Source organism: Streptomyces sp. NPDC002306 (assembly GCF_053593435.1).
Genome location: NZ_JBSFCK010000073.1, coordinates 1 through 14,956 on the forward strand (window position 1 = coordinate 1; position 14,956 = coordinate 14,956).

Genomic DNA, 14,956 nt, shown 5'->3' on the forward strand with positions numbered 1-14,956 from the left:
CTTAAGAGACCTGCTCACCGCCGCCCACACCCCACTCGGCGGACCGATCGTGCTGGTCTGGGACAACGTCGGCCTGCACCTCAGCCGTGCGATGCGCGCCTGGACCACGGCCCGGGACTGGCTCACCGTGTTCCCGTTGCCGGCCTATGCACCGGACCTCAACCCCGTGGAAGGGATCTGGTCCAGCCTGCGACGCACCAGCCTGGCCACCATCGCCTTCGCCGACTACACGCAGCTGGTCGTCGCAGTCCGCCGGGGCCTACGCCAGATCCAGTACCGGCCCACCATCATCACCGGCTGCCTCATCGGCACCGGCCCCACCATGAGCCCTGGCGACATCACACATTAATCCTCAGTATACATTCAGTATGCCGAACAAGACCAGATTATCGAACGCGGCGTCAAAAATCAGTACTGGTTGTTGGGATTTCGAAAGTCATGCCAACTCCGAAGGCCAGCACCCTATTGCAGGAGCACCAAAACAGTAATGGGGTGCGCCCTGGCCGTATCAGCGCGTCCTCCTATTCCTCCTCGTGAGCGACTCTCGGATCAAGCCACATAAAATCAGCACAAACATACACAAGAAGAATATTCCAACGGCCCCGAGAATACCCCAAGCGACAAGTTGATCGGCTGCAGTCATGGCGCCCTCCCCGTGCATATGGTGTTGCAGCCATACCACCCGATCGAGGCAGCAGATGCGCAAGCAATCAGTACTCGTTCCCCTTCAGCAGAGGCGATGGTCTGGCCTTGCTAAGAGGGATGGCGAAGGTGCGGCAACTGCTGCCCGGGAGGGTGCTCAGTTCGACCTAAAAACAATGGTCAGACTCTGTTGGTGATCTTGTCTGGGGTGCTGACGGTGGGGCCGTCGGATGGTTCGCTGGAGGAGTGCGGGGTGGCTTCGGATCTTGGGGCGTGGGGGCAGTGTCGTTACGGCCGAGGAGTTTCCAGCGGGTTCCGGTGGGGACGGTGCGGACAGCGCGGGCGGCGTGTCCTAAGGGCACACCGGCCATGTTCATCCGGGACAGGCTTGATGTCCTGTTCGGGGACGACGCGTTTGCCGGACTGTATCCCTGCGACGGCAAGCCGGGGCTGTCCCCTGGATGGCTGGCGCTGGTGTCGGTGCAGCAGTTCGCGGAGAACCTGTCCGACCGTGCGGCGGCGGACGCCGTCCGCACCAGGATCGACTGGAAGTATGCCCTCGGCCTTGAGCTGGAGGATCCGGGGTTCGACCACTTGGTGCTGTGCGAGTTCAGGGCCCGGCTGGCTGAACAGGACGGCGCCGCCGACCAGTTGCTACAGGTGATGCTGGAGCGCCTGGTGGAGGCAGGCCTGCTCAAGGCCGGGGGCCGACAGCGTAGCGACGCCACTCATGTGCTGGCCGCGGTGTGTACCCTCAGCCGCCTGGAGCTGGTCGGGGAGACGTTGCGGGCGGCGTTGGGGGAACTGGCCGAGGCCGCCCCCGCCTGGCTGGCTCCGCTGATCGAGCCCGAGTGGACCAGGCGTTACGGGCGCTGGGTGGAGATCGGCAAACTGCCAGGCGGGACGGCGGCGGTGACCGCCCGGGCCGAGGAGTTCGGCCGGGACGGACAGAAGATCCTCACCGCCGCCTGGGCCGCCCACACCTCACCCCACCTGCGGCTTCTTCCTCAAGTGGCAATTCTGCGACAGGTCTGGGTCCACCACTACTACTGGGACATGGACGGAGCCCTGCGCTGGCGGGACGGCCACACGCTCGGACTCTGCCGTTCAAGCGTGGTTGGGGCGTGACGAGGTTCCGGGGATCGTGTTGCCTCTGTAGCGGTAGCGGGTGACCGTCACCGCCTGGAGGTCGAGCGGTTCGATCCCGTCCGCCGAGAGCCTCTGCCACCGTCCGTTGCGATCGGTGAAGCGTCGGCGGACGGACTGACGCCATCCACGACGAGCTCGCCGAACACGTCGGCGATGTCCTCGCGCAGCGCCTCGACATCGTCGTGTGCGCCGTCGACCACAACCACGAGATCAATCGCATAGCGGATGATTCGCCCCGTTCGGATGTCCAGCGGAACGGCGACGCCTGCGCGGGTGACTGGTGGCCATCTCGCCGCCTGGCACCCAGGGTCCGGTCAGGTGCTCGTCGAGCGTCGGCAGGGCGATGTTCGCCAGCAGCGGGGAGAGGATGCCGCCCTGCGGGGTGCCGGTGAGAGTGTCCTCGCGATTGTTGCCCTCGGTGAGGACGCCGGCTTGAGGAACGCCTTGACCAGCAGCGACACGCGCTTGTCCTTAACCGCTCGCGCATCCCGGTCCATGAGGGCCACGTGGTCGATCGAGTCGAAGCACGCCTCGATGCCCGCGTCCAGGATCCAGTGGTAGCCGTGGGTGCCGTAGAAGTGGATCTCGGCGATCGCGTCATGTGCCCGTCGCAGGGGCCGGAAGCCGTAGGAGACCGGCTTGAAGTCGGCCTCGAAGATCGGCTCCAACACCAGCTTGAGGGCTGCCTGGACCACGCGGTCGGTGATGGTCGGAATGCCTAGTGCTCTGACCGGGAAGGTTCGCCGGGTCGGCGGTTCCAGCGGTTGGATGTGCGGTGATATCCGTTCCGACCGCTGGGGGTGTGGTGGCAGAGCCTGTCCGTGTGCGCAGGTTGACCGACCAAGAGGGGCAGAAGCTGCAGCAGATCGTGCGCCGGGGCAGCACCAGTTCGGTGCGGTACCGGCGCGCGATGATGCTGCTGGCCTCGGCCGGCGGGAACCGGGTCCCGGTGATCGCGAAGCTGGTGCAGGCCGACGAGGACACCGTCCGGGACGTGATTCACCAGTTCAACGAGATCGGCCTGGCCTGTCTGGACCCTCGCTGGGCGGGAGGCCGTCCCCGCCTGCTCAGTCCTGACGACGAGGACTTCGTCGTCCAGACGGCCACCACTCGCCCGGCCAAGCTGGGCCAGCCGTTCACCCGCTGGTCCGGGCGTAAACTCGCCGCCTACCTGCGGAAAGTGCATGGCCGCCTGATCCGCATAGGTCGCGAGGCGTTACGGTGCCTGCTCACCCGTCGTGGCGTCACCTTCCAGCGCACCAAGACGTGGAAGGAGTCGCCCGACCCTGAGCGCGATGCCAAGCTCGACCGCATCGAGGAGGTGCTGGAACGCTTCCCGGACCGCGTGTTCGCGTTCGACGAGTTCGGCCCGCTCGGCATCCGCCCCACAGCCGGAGCCGGCTGGGCTCCCACCGGTCGCCCCGAGCGCCGTCCCGCGACCTACCACCGCACCCACGGGGTGCGGTACTTCCACGGCTGCTACTCGGTCGGCGACGACACCCTGTGGGGCGTCAACCGGGCCAGGAAGGGCGCCGCGAACACCCTGGCCGCGCTGAAGTCAATCCGGGCGGCCCGCCCGGACGGCGCCCCCATTTACGTGATCTTGGACAATCTGTCCGCGCACCGAGGCGAGAAGAACCGCAGCTGGGCGAAGAAGAACGGGGTCGAGCTGTGCTTCACTCCGACCTACGCGTCCTGGGCCAACCCGATCGAGGCCCACTTCGGGCCGCTGCGGCAGTTCACCATCGCCAACTCCCACCACCCGAACCACCCGGTGCAGACCGGGGCGCTGCACGCCTACTTGCGCTGGCGCAACCAGAACGCCAGACATCCCGACGTGCTGGCCGCCCAACGCAGGGAGCGGGCCCGGATCCGCAGCGAAAAGGGCGTCCGCTGGGGCGGACGGCCGGCGAAAGCCGCGTGACCTGGCAAACAGCACCAGCAACACTGACACCATGACCGTTGATCGTGAGGCGCTTCACGCCAGCTGGAACCGGACCCGCGGCCACCTCGACGACGCCCGAGCCCACCTGGCCGGCCAGCCGGACACCGATCTCGCAACCACGCTTGAGTTCTTGGACCACAACGAGTTGGAACTCGCTTTCGACTGCCTGGTCGACGTCGGTGACGACCGCGACCTGCCGCTCGCCTTCTGGCAGCACCTGGACCGAGCAGCCCGTGAGATGCGGCTCTACAGCGACGCGCTGCACAAGCCCCACCTCACAGCTGCCGACCTCTGCCGCCGCCGCCTCCAAGCGCGAATGACCCACCAACCCGGCGAAACTTCCCGGTCAGAGCACTAGCTTCTGACCTTGCCCGAGCCGCCTGGCTTGGGGATCTCCCGTTCGCGCACCGGCAGCGGGCAGAACTCACCCCGCAAGGGCCGATCGCTCGCTGGATGTTGACGGCGGTGAGGTCGTCCACTCCGGGCGTTTTAGCCCCTTCGTTTCCCGCGAGCCGTTCGAACGCTGCCAGGAGCGTCCCCGAGTCGCACACGAGGTTGAACAGATCGTCGAGCCTGCGGCCAGGGTCGGCCGCCGCCCAACGGTGAAGTTTGGCCTGCATCCCCGATAACCGCTGGTGAGACCCCATCGGAGCCCTCCGGTGCACCGCTGTTCAGCGGCGCGTCTCTCGGCATTGCAGCCTCCGCCTTCTTGATTCCGCTGCCGCCCTTCCCTATGCGCCAGGCTCTCCCCATGACCGTCAGCGATATGAGTCTCTTCGGCACTCCTGACTGCCTCGCCGGCGTCCGCGGCGTAGCAACCGTACCGCGGGACTCCGGCAAGATCAGCGGTGAGGTCGCCAGCCACGGTGCGACAACCGCCGACTCCAGCGGATCTTCTACATCTTCGCGCTGTTCAGTATCCTTACGTGCGAGGAATCCCGCCGGCTTTTATGAAGGCAAGTGAGCCAAAGGTAGGAGCCACATCCCCTCACGAGGCTGTGAGACCCACCGTTCTCACAGCCTGGCAAACAGCATTAGGAACCAGAAGATGTGGCTTGTCATCTTCGGCACGTGAAACCTGTCAGCCGCGGTTCTCGACACGTAGTGGGGGAGTGGGTAGTCCTGTTCTACGCGGCAGAAAGATGGTGCGCAGCGCGATTGCCGGAGATGTCAGTTTCCGTAGCGGAGCAGTGAGTGACATGACATCACGAGTGGCTCTACCGATGAATGGGTCGACGGTAGCGCGACTGTATAGACGCGCCGTGTACCAGCCCTGAACTCGGTCAATAAGGCTGGCACTGGAGGAAGAGTCTGCTATCCAAGGCCGGTCGGCGGCAATTGCAGCCAGCCACGCTTCGTCAGCTGAGCGGGAAATGGCGTTCTGGGCTGCGGATGTGAATCCTGGGCCGGTGCCGTGACGGGTGATAGCATCCTGTAACGCGACGATTCCCTGTGCGGCGACTGATACACCCTGTCCGTGTATAGGATTTAGCTGGCAGGCGGCGTCGGCGACAACGGCGAATCCTTCAGGCAGGCAGTTGGTCGCGTCGTAGTGGCGACGGCGGTTCGCGGTCTCTCGGAAACCGAAGACCGGAGTCACCGCTTCTGCATTTTTTACGGCGTCGTAAATATATGGGTCTGCGAGGCTATTCAGGAAGTCAAGAAACTCAGTTTCACCAGTGCCTGGCTGGTGCCCTGGGAGCCCACACTGGGTAACAATCCACAAGCCTTCCTCTACAGGAACCATGGCGCCACCCCGCGGGCAGTCAGGGCGGACGAGGATGAAAGCGCTGGCATCCGGTGGCTCCGGTAAGCGGAACAGCCGAGTGGCGTATGCCATCTTGGTATCGAACCGTTCTTCCTCAGGGGTCTTGCATCCCAATTGTTCGAGCCAATTGCCGCAGCGGGACGAGCGACCGGAAGCATCGATGACGAGGCTGGAAGCAAGTTCGAAGGTGTCCCGAGCCTCGCGAGGGCGGACGCGGACGCCTGCAATCTTGCGAGCATCGCCGAGCAGTCCGACTGCATCACAGTGCTCAACTAGTTCGATGCGAGTGACAGACTTCCGGGCTTCGGCGAGTACGCGTTCACGAACGATATGATCGAGGAGGGGACGAGTCAGACTAATTACAGCGTGTCGGTCTTCGTGGTAGCGGCGTTGCCAACCAAACGGGGTACAGGTGAGCAGGTCGCGTGGCATTTCCAACCGATGAGCCCCAGCTGCAACCAGGGCAGCTCCAATACCTGGCAACAGTGTTTCAAGGGCTCGTTGACCGGCGGACAGTAAGAGATGCTGATGGCGTGCTTGAGGAACACCTTTCCGAAAAGCAGGGCCACAATGGTCGTCTCGCTCAACAATGGCGACGTTCTCGACGTGCCCAAGTAGGGCTACTGTGGTCAGCATTCCTGCGATCCCGCCGCCGAGCACCGCAGCGTTCCTTGCAGACAGGCTCATATCTCTCCAGATGATGAAGAAGTCAGTGAAGTGCTACGCCCATTCTGGCGGCCCAAGTTCTCCGAAGTCCAGCAGAGTTGCGATTATCCTCGCTATTTCTTGAGGGGCGCCGATGGAGTCGGACGTTCGTTTCGTTGACGATGGCTGATGCTGGGCAGGCCAAGGTCTCTAGTGCTTTTCTCGGGTGGACACTGGGTTGCACTGCTGACTGAAACGTTCTCTAGTAGGATCGGGAGAGCCACTGGTCAGCCGAGGTTTGGTAGGCGCACGAGCTTTTCGAGAAAAGTGGTGACTTCGCAACGTCCAGGGCCAGGGGCGGAGGAGTCGGCATCGGCCGGTGGTGACCAGGTAGCCGGCAGCGGAGAAAAGGCGGAACCCGCATGCGATGCGGATCCCCAGAGCGCCTGGCCGGTCAGGGGAATCCAAGCCAGCAGATCGACTGCGTTCTAATGGTGGTTTGTTAGACCGGGCAGTAGAGATCGATGAGTCTGCCGCTGCCGACGGTGTCGATGAGTTCCTGGAGTGCTGGGGGTGGCTTCGTCGACCTTGCCCGCCAGTAGCGTTGCAGCGTGGCTCAGGGCGTCAGCCAAGCCTTGGACGGCCCGGGCGGCTTGTGGCCAGCTCGCTGACTGGGGCCCGGGTTCTCCCCCTCCCCTCTCTAACGGGTCTACTGACGTTGTCGCCGTGATGTCGTAAATATGAGCCCTATTTCAACAAGACATCCGTCGATGAGGTTGCTGGGGAACTGGATCTGGCGGAGACCGTGTCGAAGCGTGCTGATGAGGTGGTCAGGGTCGGTGAAGGCGGTGTTGACCTGGCTGCCGCGTTGCAGGAGTGACCCAGATGCCCTCGACGGGGTTGAGGTCCGGTGCTTAGGCCGGCAGGTAGTAGCAGGTGGGTCCAGTCGGGAGCAGAGCTTGTTTGAAGCAGCCCAACTTCCGCCACCGTGTGACGAGTTCACGCTCTCGAACGTTGATGAGCCAGGAAACATGCTCAACCAGCTCGTGGGGGACATCGAGCATGGAAGATACGGAACCTACGAAGCCCCCCGGCCGTCGGCGTGTTGACTGAAATCACCACACCCACGACGAGGCGCTTCGCCACCCCACCATCCCTGACCAGCCCTCGTTCAATCCTATGAGACAGGACGAAAGAGGTTCAATCAGTGAAGATGCCTCGGCGGGCACGGTCTTCCTTTCGGATCACGAGGTCTAGCAGGCAGAGTCGCCGATCTGGCACTGGCCGGAGCCGCGCGACTCTTGAGGGACGCGGCAGCAGCACCTTAATCAGCGCCCACAAGTCGTCGTCCACAATCCACGGCCGAGTACTCGCAATACCGGCCGATTCGTCGCACCGGTCACGCCCGACCGGGACATCTCACCAGGATCGCGGTGCGAGTTCTTAGCGAGACCCTGAAAGAGTGACCGAAAAAATCGACCCCAACTCTCGTCGACCTCGTAGACCAAGTTTTTGATACACGCGATATAGCGTATTACTGACTGTCCGATGCGAGATCATTAGAAGTTGAGATATCTCTCTATCCGAGAGATTTTGAGCAGCTAAAGATGCAACCGTGCGTTCGCGGTCTGAGAGTTCGACCGCTCTGGTCAGGAACCGGAGGGGCGGTGTCTCGATTTCCCCGCAACTCTGCAGCAAGCGTCGAGCTTCTACCGACGCAGCAGTGGCGGACCGTCCCCGTCCCGCTTCTTGATGTATGCGGCAGAGCTCTGCGAATGACTCCGCTGCATACATCAAGGCCCCGCAATCCGAAAAGACTCTAGCCGCTCGTCGCAGCAGTGTGAGTTCCCCTGTTGCGACAGCTTGAGCATACCAAAGACGCGCTTGAATGAGCACGCCCTGAAGTGGAACTTCCCAATACTGGCTAGTTCGGGCTGCGTAGCCGAGCCTAGCTAACTCATGCACGATTAATGCGACGTCGCCGAAATGTTCTTCGTCGGCAGAAACGGCGAGAGCTGTCTCGAGCGTCTCGAGAGCTGCCGAGCTGTCACCTTTCTCTGTGGAAAGTCGAGCACTTGCAATAGCTTGGTATGCCATGTAGCGGCCGGTGGGGACATTGAAAACGGGGTCAGGGAAAGAGATTCTTTCTCGGATTGGCAGTAAAGTCAACGCAACTGCATACAGAGCCGCCCCCAAATCTGACAAGTGAACTGCAGCGCCATCTTCAGGCGCCATAACAAGCAACTCAAGCGCCTTTCTAATCCTACCCTGTTCCAGATGAATTAGACTCAAGGCGACTGACCGACGCAAATCAGCTCGTGGATTATGAAACTGTGCGGTACGCAACCGCTCATGAGTTAGCAGTGCCTCCGCCTCGGCTAGTCGTCCATCTTGCTGCAGACATAAGGCTCGTGCCTCATCCACTCCCTCCATGCTGAGTACTTTATCCACATAATCAAAGTCATGACACCATTTATCGAAAATCTCAAGACCGTTAAGGGGCTGCCCTAGATGACATAGCGCGCTCACGGTCACGATCTTACTTTCCAGGCGGTGTAATGAACTGTCAGCAATATCTAGTTCATTGCAGAACAGTAGAGCCTGCTTAAAGTTTCCGCACTGAAGAGCCAGGGATCCACGCAATAGGGCTTTAAGGGGAGAAGAAGCCATCGCTCCAATTGCAGTCAGCGCTTCTCCGTGCAACCCCCTAAGGGTTAATGAATGGATTCGATGAACGAATAAGAGGTCTCCGAGTTGAGCCCCGTAAGCTTGTTTAGCCTCATCCGCTAGAACTTCTAAAGCCGCGAAGTCCCCACCAGCAACTAGCGCATCGGCAAGGGAGAGCGCCGTCGAAGGCGATCTGTAAAATTCCCACGCTTTGCTCGCCATCTGCATAGCGCCAGGAATGTCATGAGTTGCGAGGGAAATATTCGATGCTTCTAGAAGCCAGGATCGAGGTGGCGTGTCGATGGTCGATGTACTCCATTCAGCGAGAGATAGACGCTCGTCTGGTTGAAGTTCATCCCATGAAACGACAGAACACCAATCGCGTAGCAAACTGACTCCGCGAAGGGAGTTGAGGTGACTGCGAATTACGTGCGCAATAAGCGGGCTCGCTACGTGAACTCGCGAGACTTCCTCGACCCGTACGGAAATTAGCCCGCGGTCCTCAAGTTCTAATAACACTTCGAGGCTGAATAATTGTTCTAAGTGCTTAAGCCGAGCTAGAGACAGCAAGGAAATCGTCTCAAGGGCCTTGTTTTGTATCGCGTCGAGGCCCCGAACCCTACCAATGATTAGATCACGAAGGCCAGGCGGCGTTGGAATCTCATCGGGAAGCCTTCCGTCGTGGCCCGCTAGAGCACTTCTATTTTTGAGAGTAGTTACAATTTCTCTCAGAAGAAGCGGATTGCCGGCGGCCAGCTTTGCCAGTCGCGCCGCGTCGCTAACATTCAGATTAAAGTCGGCCATCAGGCTGGCTAGCCGTCTCCCTGCCGTTGCAGTTAGCGGGAGAACGTCGATTCGCTCTAATTGTCGATTCTTCCACAGTGTGGTGATTTCATCGTGGGGAGTCTCATCGACGTTGACTACAAATATTGACGGGACACCGTATGCGCGGATGCGAGAAAACAGCTCACTCGGAATTGAGTGAGGGAGCTGATGAGCGTCGTCCAGCACAACCAGAGCGTCACCCCTTTTTGATGAGTCAAGATGCCTCTTTAAAGCCTGGATAGTTTCGTAATTCTTCCAATTTTGCGGAGTGATAAAGAAGGTGCCATTGCCGTGGAATCGCGTTGCGATTTCCTGTGCTATTCGCGTTTTTCCTGTGCCTGTTGATCCCGCGATGAGCAGCCCTTTGTATCCATGCGGAGCGCGTATGACAGATCGTGCTACTTCGAGCTCTTGCTCACGTCCTACGATTTGGATCAAATTATGGATTCCTGCAGGAATAGTCTTGTGCTGCACCATGAAAGAATGGCGATCTTGCGGCATGATGGAGTGCCCCCGATTGTATAACCTACAGTGAGCCAGGGAAGTTACTAGCATGCAAATATGCACTGTCCATTCAACGGGCAGTGCGAGCATAGATCCTGCAATCATCGCGCTAGCTGCGGATTTCAACTGGCGAAACACCGCTGTTTCACTCCAGGTCACGTTTCTCTCGAGTGGATTCCGAGCGAGGTATTTCATGTGGATGCGTTATCTGGGCCAGCTTTGCGAGTCTCCTTTCCTCGAATATGGTGTAATTATTATCAATAATATCAAGGAATAGATTGGTTGTTGTGTTGGTGGTCGAGTCGCATCTGCATAAGGTGTGCTTTCGGGTCGGGCAGTTTCCCATGATGTCATCCCTATCCTTCAATTTGAATGCATTCCCGTGCTTAGGTGGCGCCAGTCGCCCGGGTAGTTGGAATATCGGCGCCCTGAAAACGATCAGTCGCATTGCAGTCAAAGGCTAGTCCGGGCACTGAAATGCAGGGTGAGTAGACGCTGCTCATCTACTCACCTCGGCGGCTACTTCGATTGCTCCATGTCCACACATCTCAGTGCCGTCAAATGATTATTTATGGTGAAATGTCCATTATGGCTTTAACCTGCCTGGGTGACCATGTGGCTGACCCGTGTCCGGGTTGTCGTTGTGGGCGTGATGCACAAGCCCCACGGTTTGACATCGCTGATTCCAGAGAACGATCCGGTTGACATGGCCTTTGACAGGGCCGGAACTCCAGGGCAGCGTAAGACTCGCGGTGACAGCCTGGTGATCACGCCGGAGGCCGTCGGCGAGGGCGTGCAGGGCGGCCAGGTCGTCGGCGTGGACGGCGTCCGTCCATGCTGGCGGACTGTGTCCGCCGAGGTCGCAGACTATGCGCACGAAGGCATGCACGTGGCTGCGGCCGGAAAGCAACTCTGGGCACCGGCCGAGACTGCATCCAGCTGGCGTTCTTCGTCGTCGCGCAAGCGCTGGGGGTTCCACATGATCCAGTTGGTGACCTGCTGAGGTTTGAGCACCGAGGCGGGCTGGCAACCGGATGGAGCCGATGCCGGTGCGAAGCGGGCGGAGATAGAGTCGCACCGCCTGGGGGTTCGTCCGAGGTAGCCCTGGATCTGGATACCTGCATGTGGACGGCTGGATCACGGCGCCGCTGACCGGAGCGGTTCCCGCCGTGGCGGGTTGGCGGCTTGATTCTCTGCCCCGCGGACTGGAATTGCAGCAGGTGTCCGCACGCCTGTCCGGATTGAACCCGGAGACCTTGGCGGGACGGCGGGATCGGGCAGTGCTGACGGCGTTACCGGTAGTTCGTTAAATCCGCCGGTAGAGGTCGATGCCGTGTCCGGTGGTGACTGCGTCGATCAGGGTCTGGAGCTCGGAGAGTGGGGGTTGTGTCCGTCCAGGCTCGCTACCACCTGCTGAGGGCGACGGCTGGGGTGAGCCAGGAACGGATGGCGCGTAATGCCTTGGGCCAGCAAGGCTGCTGGGGCTGGCGGGGTTCGGCCGGTCGCCCTCTCTTGTCCGCGTACTTGTCTGAGTGGCCCTGGCAAGATTTCCGTGAAGCCGGTATGTGCCACCGTGCGCCGGTGACGCTCCGTCACGGGTAGTGGCGTCGGAGCAGGGCCATGAGGATGACGCGCTGGCGTAGCAGCGGCACCCCTGCACGTCCGGCCATGATCCGTTTCTGGAGTTTTAGGTCGGTGATGCGGCCTTCGTTGACGCCGGAGCTGAACGGGGTGGTGATGCCCTGGACGACCGCGGGCTGGTCCTCGTGGATGGCGTGGGCCAGGCTGGCCAGGGGCGGGAGGTGAGCGGCGGCAAGGTGCTCGAGCCAGCCCGGCAGCGGGGCGGCGTCGCGGGCGTCGAGCATGGCGGCGAACTGACGCACCAGATCATGGGTGCGGTCCAGTTCAGGGCAGTGCTGGAACAGCCTCTGGAGTGCATCGGCTGCGTGCAGGCTGCGGCGGGACGGCGCGGTGGTGATCCATCGGGTGGCCTGGCGGGGCGAGGGTGGACGCTCGCGTGGCGTGTCGATCGGAAGGCCGCGACGCAGCGGCGCGATGGCCGTTTTGACCCGCTGGTAGTGACCGCGGTAGCCCTTGGCGACGATCTCCTGGTGCAGCACGGTTGCGGTGTGCTCGCCTTCCTCCCAGCGTTGCCGCAGGTAGTCCAGGTAGGGGTCGAGACTGGTCGGCCGGCGGGGCGGGCTGCGTCGTACGCATTCCTGCCAGGTGGCTGCTCGGGCGTATTTGCCTACGGTGCGACGGTTGAGGCCCAGTTCGCGGGCTGCGGTATGCAGCGAGCGACCGGTATCGGTGACCGCGTGCACCGTCTCGAACAGCCGCTTCGCGTGGCGGCGGGCGGGGGTGTCGGCCTCATCGGGCAGCTCCGCCGGGTTGGCCGAGGACAGTGTCGGCTCGGGTGGGGGCACTGCGGCAGGCAGACAGCCATGGTGGGCGGCGGCGATGTCCGAGACCCGCCTCGACAGCCCCTGCCACAGGTGGAAACGGTCGCTGACCTGCACCGCGTCCGGGGCGCCGTCGGTGATGCCCTGCCGGTAGACGAGTGAACCGTCCCGGCAGACCACCTCGACCCCGGGGTATGTCCGCAGCCAGGCGGCCAACTGCCCGGCGTCGCGGCCCGCCCACAGGTCGATCGGCAGCCGGGTGTCGGTATCCACCAGCAGGGTTCCGTAGACGTCCGCATATAGTGCAAAGTCGTCCACACCCAGCACCCGCGGGGTCGCTGTCGACGGAAGTGGCACGCGCATCAAGTGGAACAACACACTGGTCCGCGACAGCGGCACCTGCAGAATCTGCAGCAGCCGGGCGCCGCCCCGGCCGGCGAGGAGCACCCTGGCCATCTCGACCAGGTGCTGCAGCAGCGGGCTGCGGCGCCGGTAGCGCACCGTCAGACCCTCGACCTGCTCGGCGAAAGTCCGCCGACGGCAGCCCGGGCTGTCGCAGAACAGCCGCCGCACAGACAGTCCGATCAGTATCGGGCGCCCACCGACAGCGACATCGGCCAACGTGCGGCAGTAGCGACTGTGTACCCGCGCAGAACCGTGACCGCAGTCCGGACACGCCACCGTCGACTCGCGCGTGCAGGCCGCAATGCGGACCGCACCGCCTTTCACCCACACTCGCTCCACCCGCACCGCATCGAGGTGCGGAGACATGATCCGTACGAGGTCATCACACTTGGCGATAGTGCCGCTACCCGTGACGGAGCGTCACCGGCGCACGGTGGCACATACCGGCTTCACGGAAATCTTGCCAGGGCCGTCTGAGTGCACCACCGTGTACGAAGTTGGGTGCACCACCACTCAGGCCACTTCGGTGTCTCGTTCGATGGCCTGGAGGCGGTTCTTGAGCCGGTAGCTGTTGCCGTTGATCGAGACGACTTCGCAGTGGTGCAGGAGGCGGTCGAGGATCGCGGTGGCCAGGACCTCGTCACCGAACACCTGTCCCCATTCACTGAAAGTCTTGTTCGAGGTCAGGATGATGGATCCCTTCTCGTAACGCTTGGAGATGACCTGGAAGACCAGGTTCGCCTCGGCTCGTTCCAGAGGCTGGTAGCCCACTTCGTCCACCACGAGGACGGCAGGCCGGAGGTAGCTGGTGAGCTTGCTCATCAACCGCCCATGCTCCTCAGCGGCCTTGAGGTGGCGGACCATGTCGTCGAGGCTGGTGAAGTAGATCGAGTAGCCGGCCCGGCAGGCCGCAACTGCGAGGGCGACAGCGAGGTGCGTCTTGCCGACCCCGGGCGGCCCGAGCAGAGCGACGTTGGCCTTGTCCTCGACGAAGGAAAGAGTGGCCAGGTCTTTGACCTTGCGCGGGTCGAGGTCGGGCTGGAAGGCGAAGTCGTATTCCTCCAACGTCTTGTGGTGCGGCAGCTTCGACAGCCTGAGTCCGTTGCGGAAACGGCGGTCATCCCGGACCGCGAGTTCCTCGGCCAGCATCAGGTCGATGAGCTCGAGGTAGCCCATCTTTGCCTCGTCCGCCCGCTGGATGTACTGATTGAGGGCTTCGGCCAGGTGCGGCAGGCCGAGCTTGGCGGCTGTGGCACGGATGCGGTTGCTGGTCAACTCGCTCAACGGACTTCCATCGTCGCTGCGTTGGTGGTGAAGGGACGGGTGCCGGTCAGCTCGTCATAGACCGACAGCGGACGGCGGCCGACCTCGACGTGTGCGGCTGCGGCCCGGTTCAACAGAGCCTGCAGTGGACCATCCGCTGCCCCCAGGGGCCGGCCGCGGCGGGGTGAAGGTAGATCGTCCCCGGTGGTGACGCGGCGGCCGGAGCCGGTGGGAAGGCCCTCCCGGTGGGTCTCGTCCACGACGCGGGCGCCTCGGCCGACCGCCCTCGGGTGGACGGCCAGCAACGTCTGACCGTTCCCTTCGGCGTTGATGGAGTGCAGTGTGACCTGGGACTTCGTCGCCCGAACCTCAACCAGCTGGCGAGGACGGATCTTGCGGGCGGGGACCGAGTAGAGGTTCGCGTCGAAGGCGACCAAGCAGTCTTTGCCGACATGCCGCAGATGCCGTTGCGTGACCAGATACGCAGTTGTCGGCAGCGGCCGTAGTAGGGCTTGGTCAGGTTGGTTGTGGTGGTGCGTGTCTTCCTGGCCCGGTGTGGCGTTGAGAGTGTGTGACTCCGGACGAGATTGCTGTGGTGCGTGGTGAGTTGGAGGCGTTCGCGGCGGAGGTGTTCGAGCCGTTTGCACGCAAGGATCAGCGCCGGTGGGGGCAGGTCTATCTGCGGGGACTGCTGACCGACGGGCAGCGTAAGTCGGTCGAGCCGATGGCCGCCCGGCTCGG

Annotated in this window: 12 protein-coding genes and 4 pseudogenes; 5 read left to right on the forward strand and 11 right to left on the reverse strand. The window is 62.2% G+C overall.

The features are described from left to right. Window positions 1–349 (forward strand): transposase (locus ACWCQK_RS40215; protein WP_451163948.1); only part of this gene is annotated, 349 nt, incomplete at its 5' end. 662 nt (window positions 350–1,011) lie between these two features. Next, window positions 1,012–1,770, forward strand: coding sequence for a transposase (locus ACWCQK_RS40220; RefSeq protein WP_451163950.1), 759 nt, complete (start codon window positions 1,012–1,014; stop codon window positions 1,768–1,770). A 47-nt stretch (window positions 1,771–1,817) separates the two neighbouring features. Here the strand turns inward: ACWCQK_RS40220 and ACWCQK_RS40225 are convergent, their stop codons facing one another. Together ACWCQK_RS40225 and ACWCQK_RS40230 are read right to left on the reverse strand one after the other, a co-directional pair. Then, the gene (locus ACWCQK_RS40225) at window positions 1,818–1,997 is read right to left on the reverse strand and encodes a hypothetical protein (RefSeq protein WP_451163952.1); all 180 of its coding nucleotides are present in this window, start codon (window positions 1,995–1,997) and stop codon (window positions 1,818–1,820) included. A gap of 108 nt (window positions 1,998–2,105) precedes the next feature. Further along, entirely contained in the window at window positions 2,106–2,486 is a 381-nt protein-coding gene (locus ACWCQK_RS40230; protein ID WP_451163954.1) for a reverse transcriptase domain-containing protein, read from the reverse strand. 110 nt (window positions 2,487–2,596) lie between these two features. On the opposite strand from ACWCQK_RS40230, the gene ACWCQK_RS40235 reads away from it, so the two are divergent. Further along, window positions 2,597–3,715: an IS630 family transposase gene (locus ACWCQK_RS40235; protein WP_451163956.1), complete on the forward strand. Its 1,119-nt coding sequence runs from the start codon at window positions 2,597–2,599 to the stop codon at window positions 3,713–3,715. Between the two features lie 31 nt (window positions 3,716–3,746). Continuing rightward, window positions 3,747–4,094 carry a MafI family immunity protein gene (locus ACWCQK_RS40240; RefSeq protein ID WP_451163958.1) on the forward strand — a complete coding sequence of 116 codons (348 nt, stop codon included), beginning with the start codon at window positions 3,747–3,749 and terminating at the stop codon, window positions 4,092–4,094. 723 nt (window positions 4,095–4,817) lie between these two features. Here ACWCQK_RS40240 and ACWCQK_RS40245 read toward each other — a convergent pair. The 9 genes and pseudogenes from ACWCQK_RS40245 to ACWCQK_RS40285 all read right to left on the reverse strand — a co-directional run bounded on the left by ACWCQK_RS40245 (window position 4,818) and on the right by ACWCQK_RS40285 (window position 14,862). Further along, window positions 4,818–6,191 carry an NAD(P)/FAD-dependent oxidoreductase gene (locus ACWCQK_RS40245; protein ID WP_451163960.1) on the reverse strand — a complete coding sequence of 458 codons (1,374 nt, stop codon included), beginning with the start codon at window positions 6,189–6,191 and terminating at the stop codon, window positions 4,818–4,820. A 245-nt stretch (window positions 6,192–6,436) separates the two neighbouring features. Continuing rightward, window positions 6,437–6,634, reverse strand: a pseudogene (locus ACWCQK_RS40250) (IS1380 family transposase); the annotation flags it as partial. Between the two features lie 224 nt (window positions 6,635–6,858). Further along, window positions 6,859–7,087 (reverse strand): annotated as a pseudogene (locus ACWCQK_RS40255) (IS630 family transposase); the annotation flags it as partial. Between the two features lie 505 nt (window positions 7,088–7,592). Further along, on the reverse strand, window positions 7,593–10,118 hold the full coding sequence (locus ACWCQK_RS40260) for a LuxR C-terminal-related transcriptional regulator (RefSeq protein WP_451163962.1): 2,526 nt from the start codon (window positions 10,116–10,118) through the stop codon (window positions 7,593–7,595). A 721-nt stretch (window positions 10,119–10,839) separates the two neighbouring features. After that, window positions 10,840–11,261: pseudogene (locus tag ACWCQK_RS40265) on the reverse strand (ISL3 family transposase); the annotation flags it as partial. A 176-nt stretch (window positions 11,262–11,437) separates the two neighbouring features. Further along, window positions 11,438–11,663, reverse strand: a pseudogene (locus ACWCQK_RS40270) (hypothetical protein); the annotation flags it as partial. 74 nt (window positions 11,664–11,737) lie between these two features. After that, window positions 11,738–13,318 carry an ISL3 family transposase gene (locus ACWCQK_RS40275; RefSeq protein WP_451163964.1) on the reverse strand — a complete coding sequence of 527 codons (1,581 nt, stop codon included), beginning with the start codon at window positions 13,316–13,318 and terminating at the stop codon, window positions 11,738–11,740. Window positions 13,319–13,465: 147 nt separating this feature from the next. After that, on the reverse strand, window positions 13,466–14,236 hold the full coding sequence (istB, locus tag ACWCQK_RS40280; protein WP_451163966.1) for an IS21-like element helper ATPase IstB: 771 nt from the start codon (window positions 14,234–14,236) through the stop codon (window positions 13,466–13,468). Then, window positions 14,233–14,862: a Mu transposase domain-containing protein gene (locus ACWCQK_RS40285; RefSeq protein ID WP_451163967.1), complete on the reverse strand. Its 630-nt coding sequence runs from the start codon at window positions 14,860–14,862 to the stop codon at window positions 14,233–14,235. The genes istB and ACWCQK_RS40285 overlap by 4 nt, the downstream gene beginning before the upstream one ends. On the opposite strand from ACWCQK_RS40285, the gene ACWCQK_RS40290 reads away from it, so the two are divergent. Then, the coding region (locus tag ACWCQK_RS40290; protein WP_451161300.1) for a transposase at window positions 14,787–14,956 on the forward strand (170 nt) is incomplete at its 3' end. The genes ACWCQK_RS40285 and ACWCQK_RS40290 overlap by 76 nt on opposite strands.

Bases quoted from the DNA above. Each gene is read 5' to 3' on its own strand.
- ACWCQK_RS40260 (WP_451163962.1), bottom strand. From the start codon at position 10,118: ATGGTGCAGCACAAGACTATTCCTGCAGGAATCCATAATTTGATCCAA.
- ACWCQK_RS40240 (WP_451163958.1), top strand. From the start codon at position 3,747: ATGACCGTTGATCGTGAGGCGCTTCACGCCAGCTGGAACCGGACCCGC.
- ACWCQK_RS40275 (WP_451163964.1), bottom strand. From the start codon at position 13,318: ATGTCTCCGCACCTCGATGCGGTGCGGGTGGAGCGAGTGTGGGTGAAA.
- ACWCQK_RS40220 (WP_451163950.1), top strand. From the start codon at position 1,012: ATGTTCATCCGGGACAGGCTTGATGTCCTGTTCGGGGACGACGCGTTT.
- ACWCQK_RS40245 (WP_451163960.1), bottom strand. From the start codon at position 6,191: ATGAGCCTGTCTGCAAGGAACGCTGCGGTGCTCGGCGGCGGGATCGCA.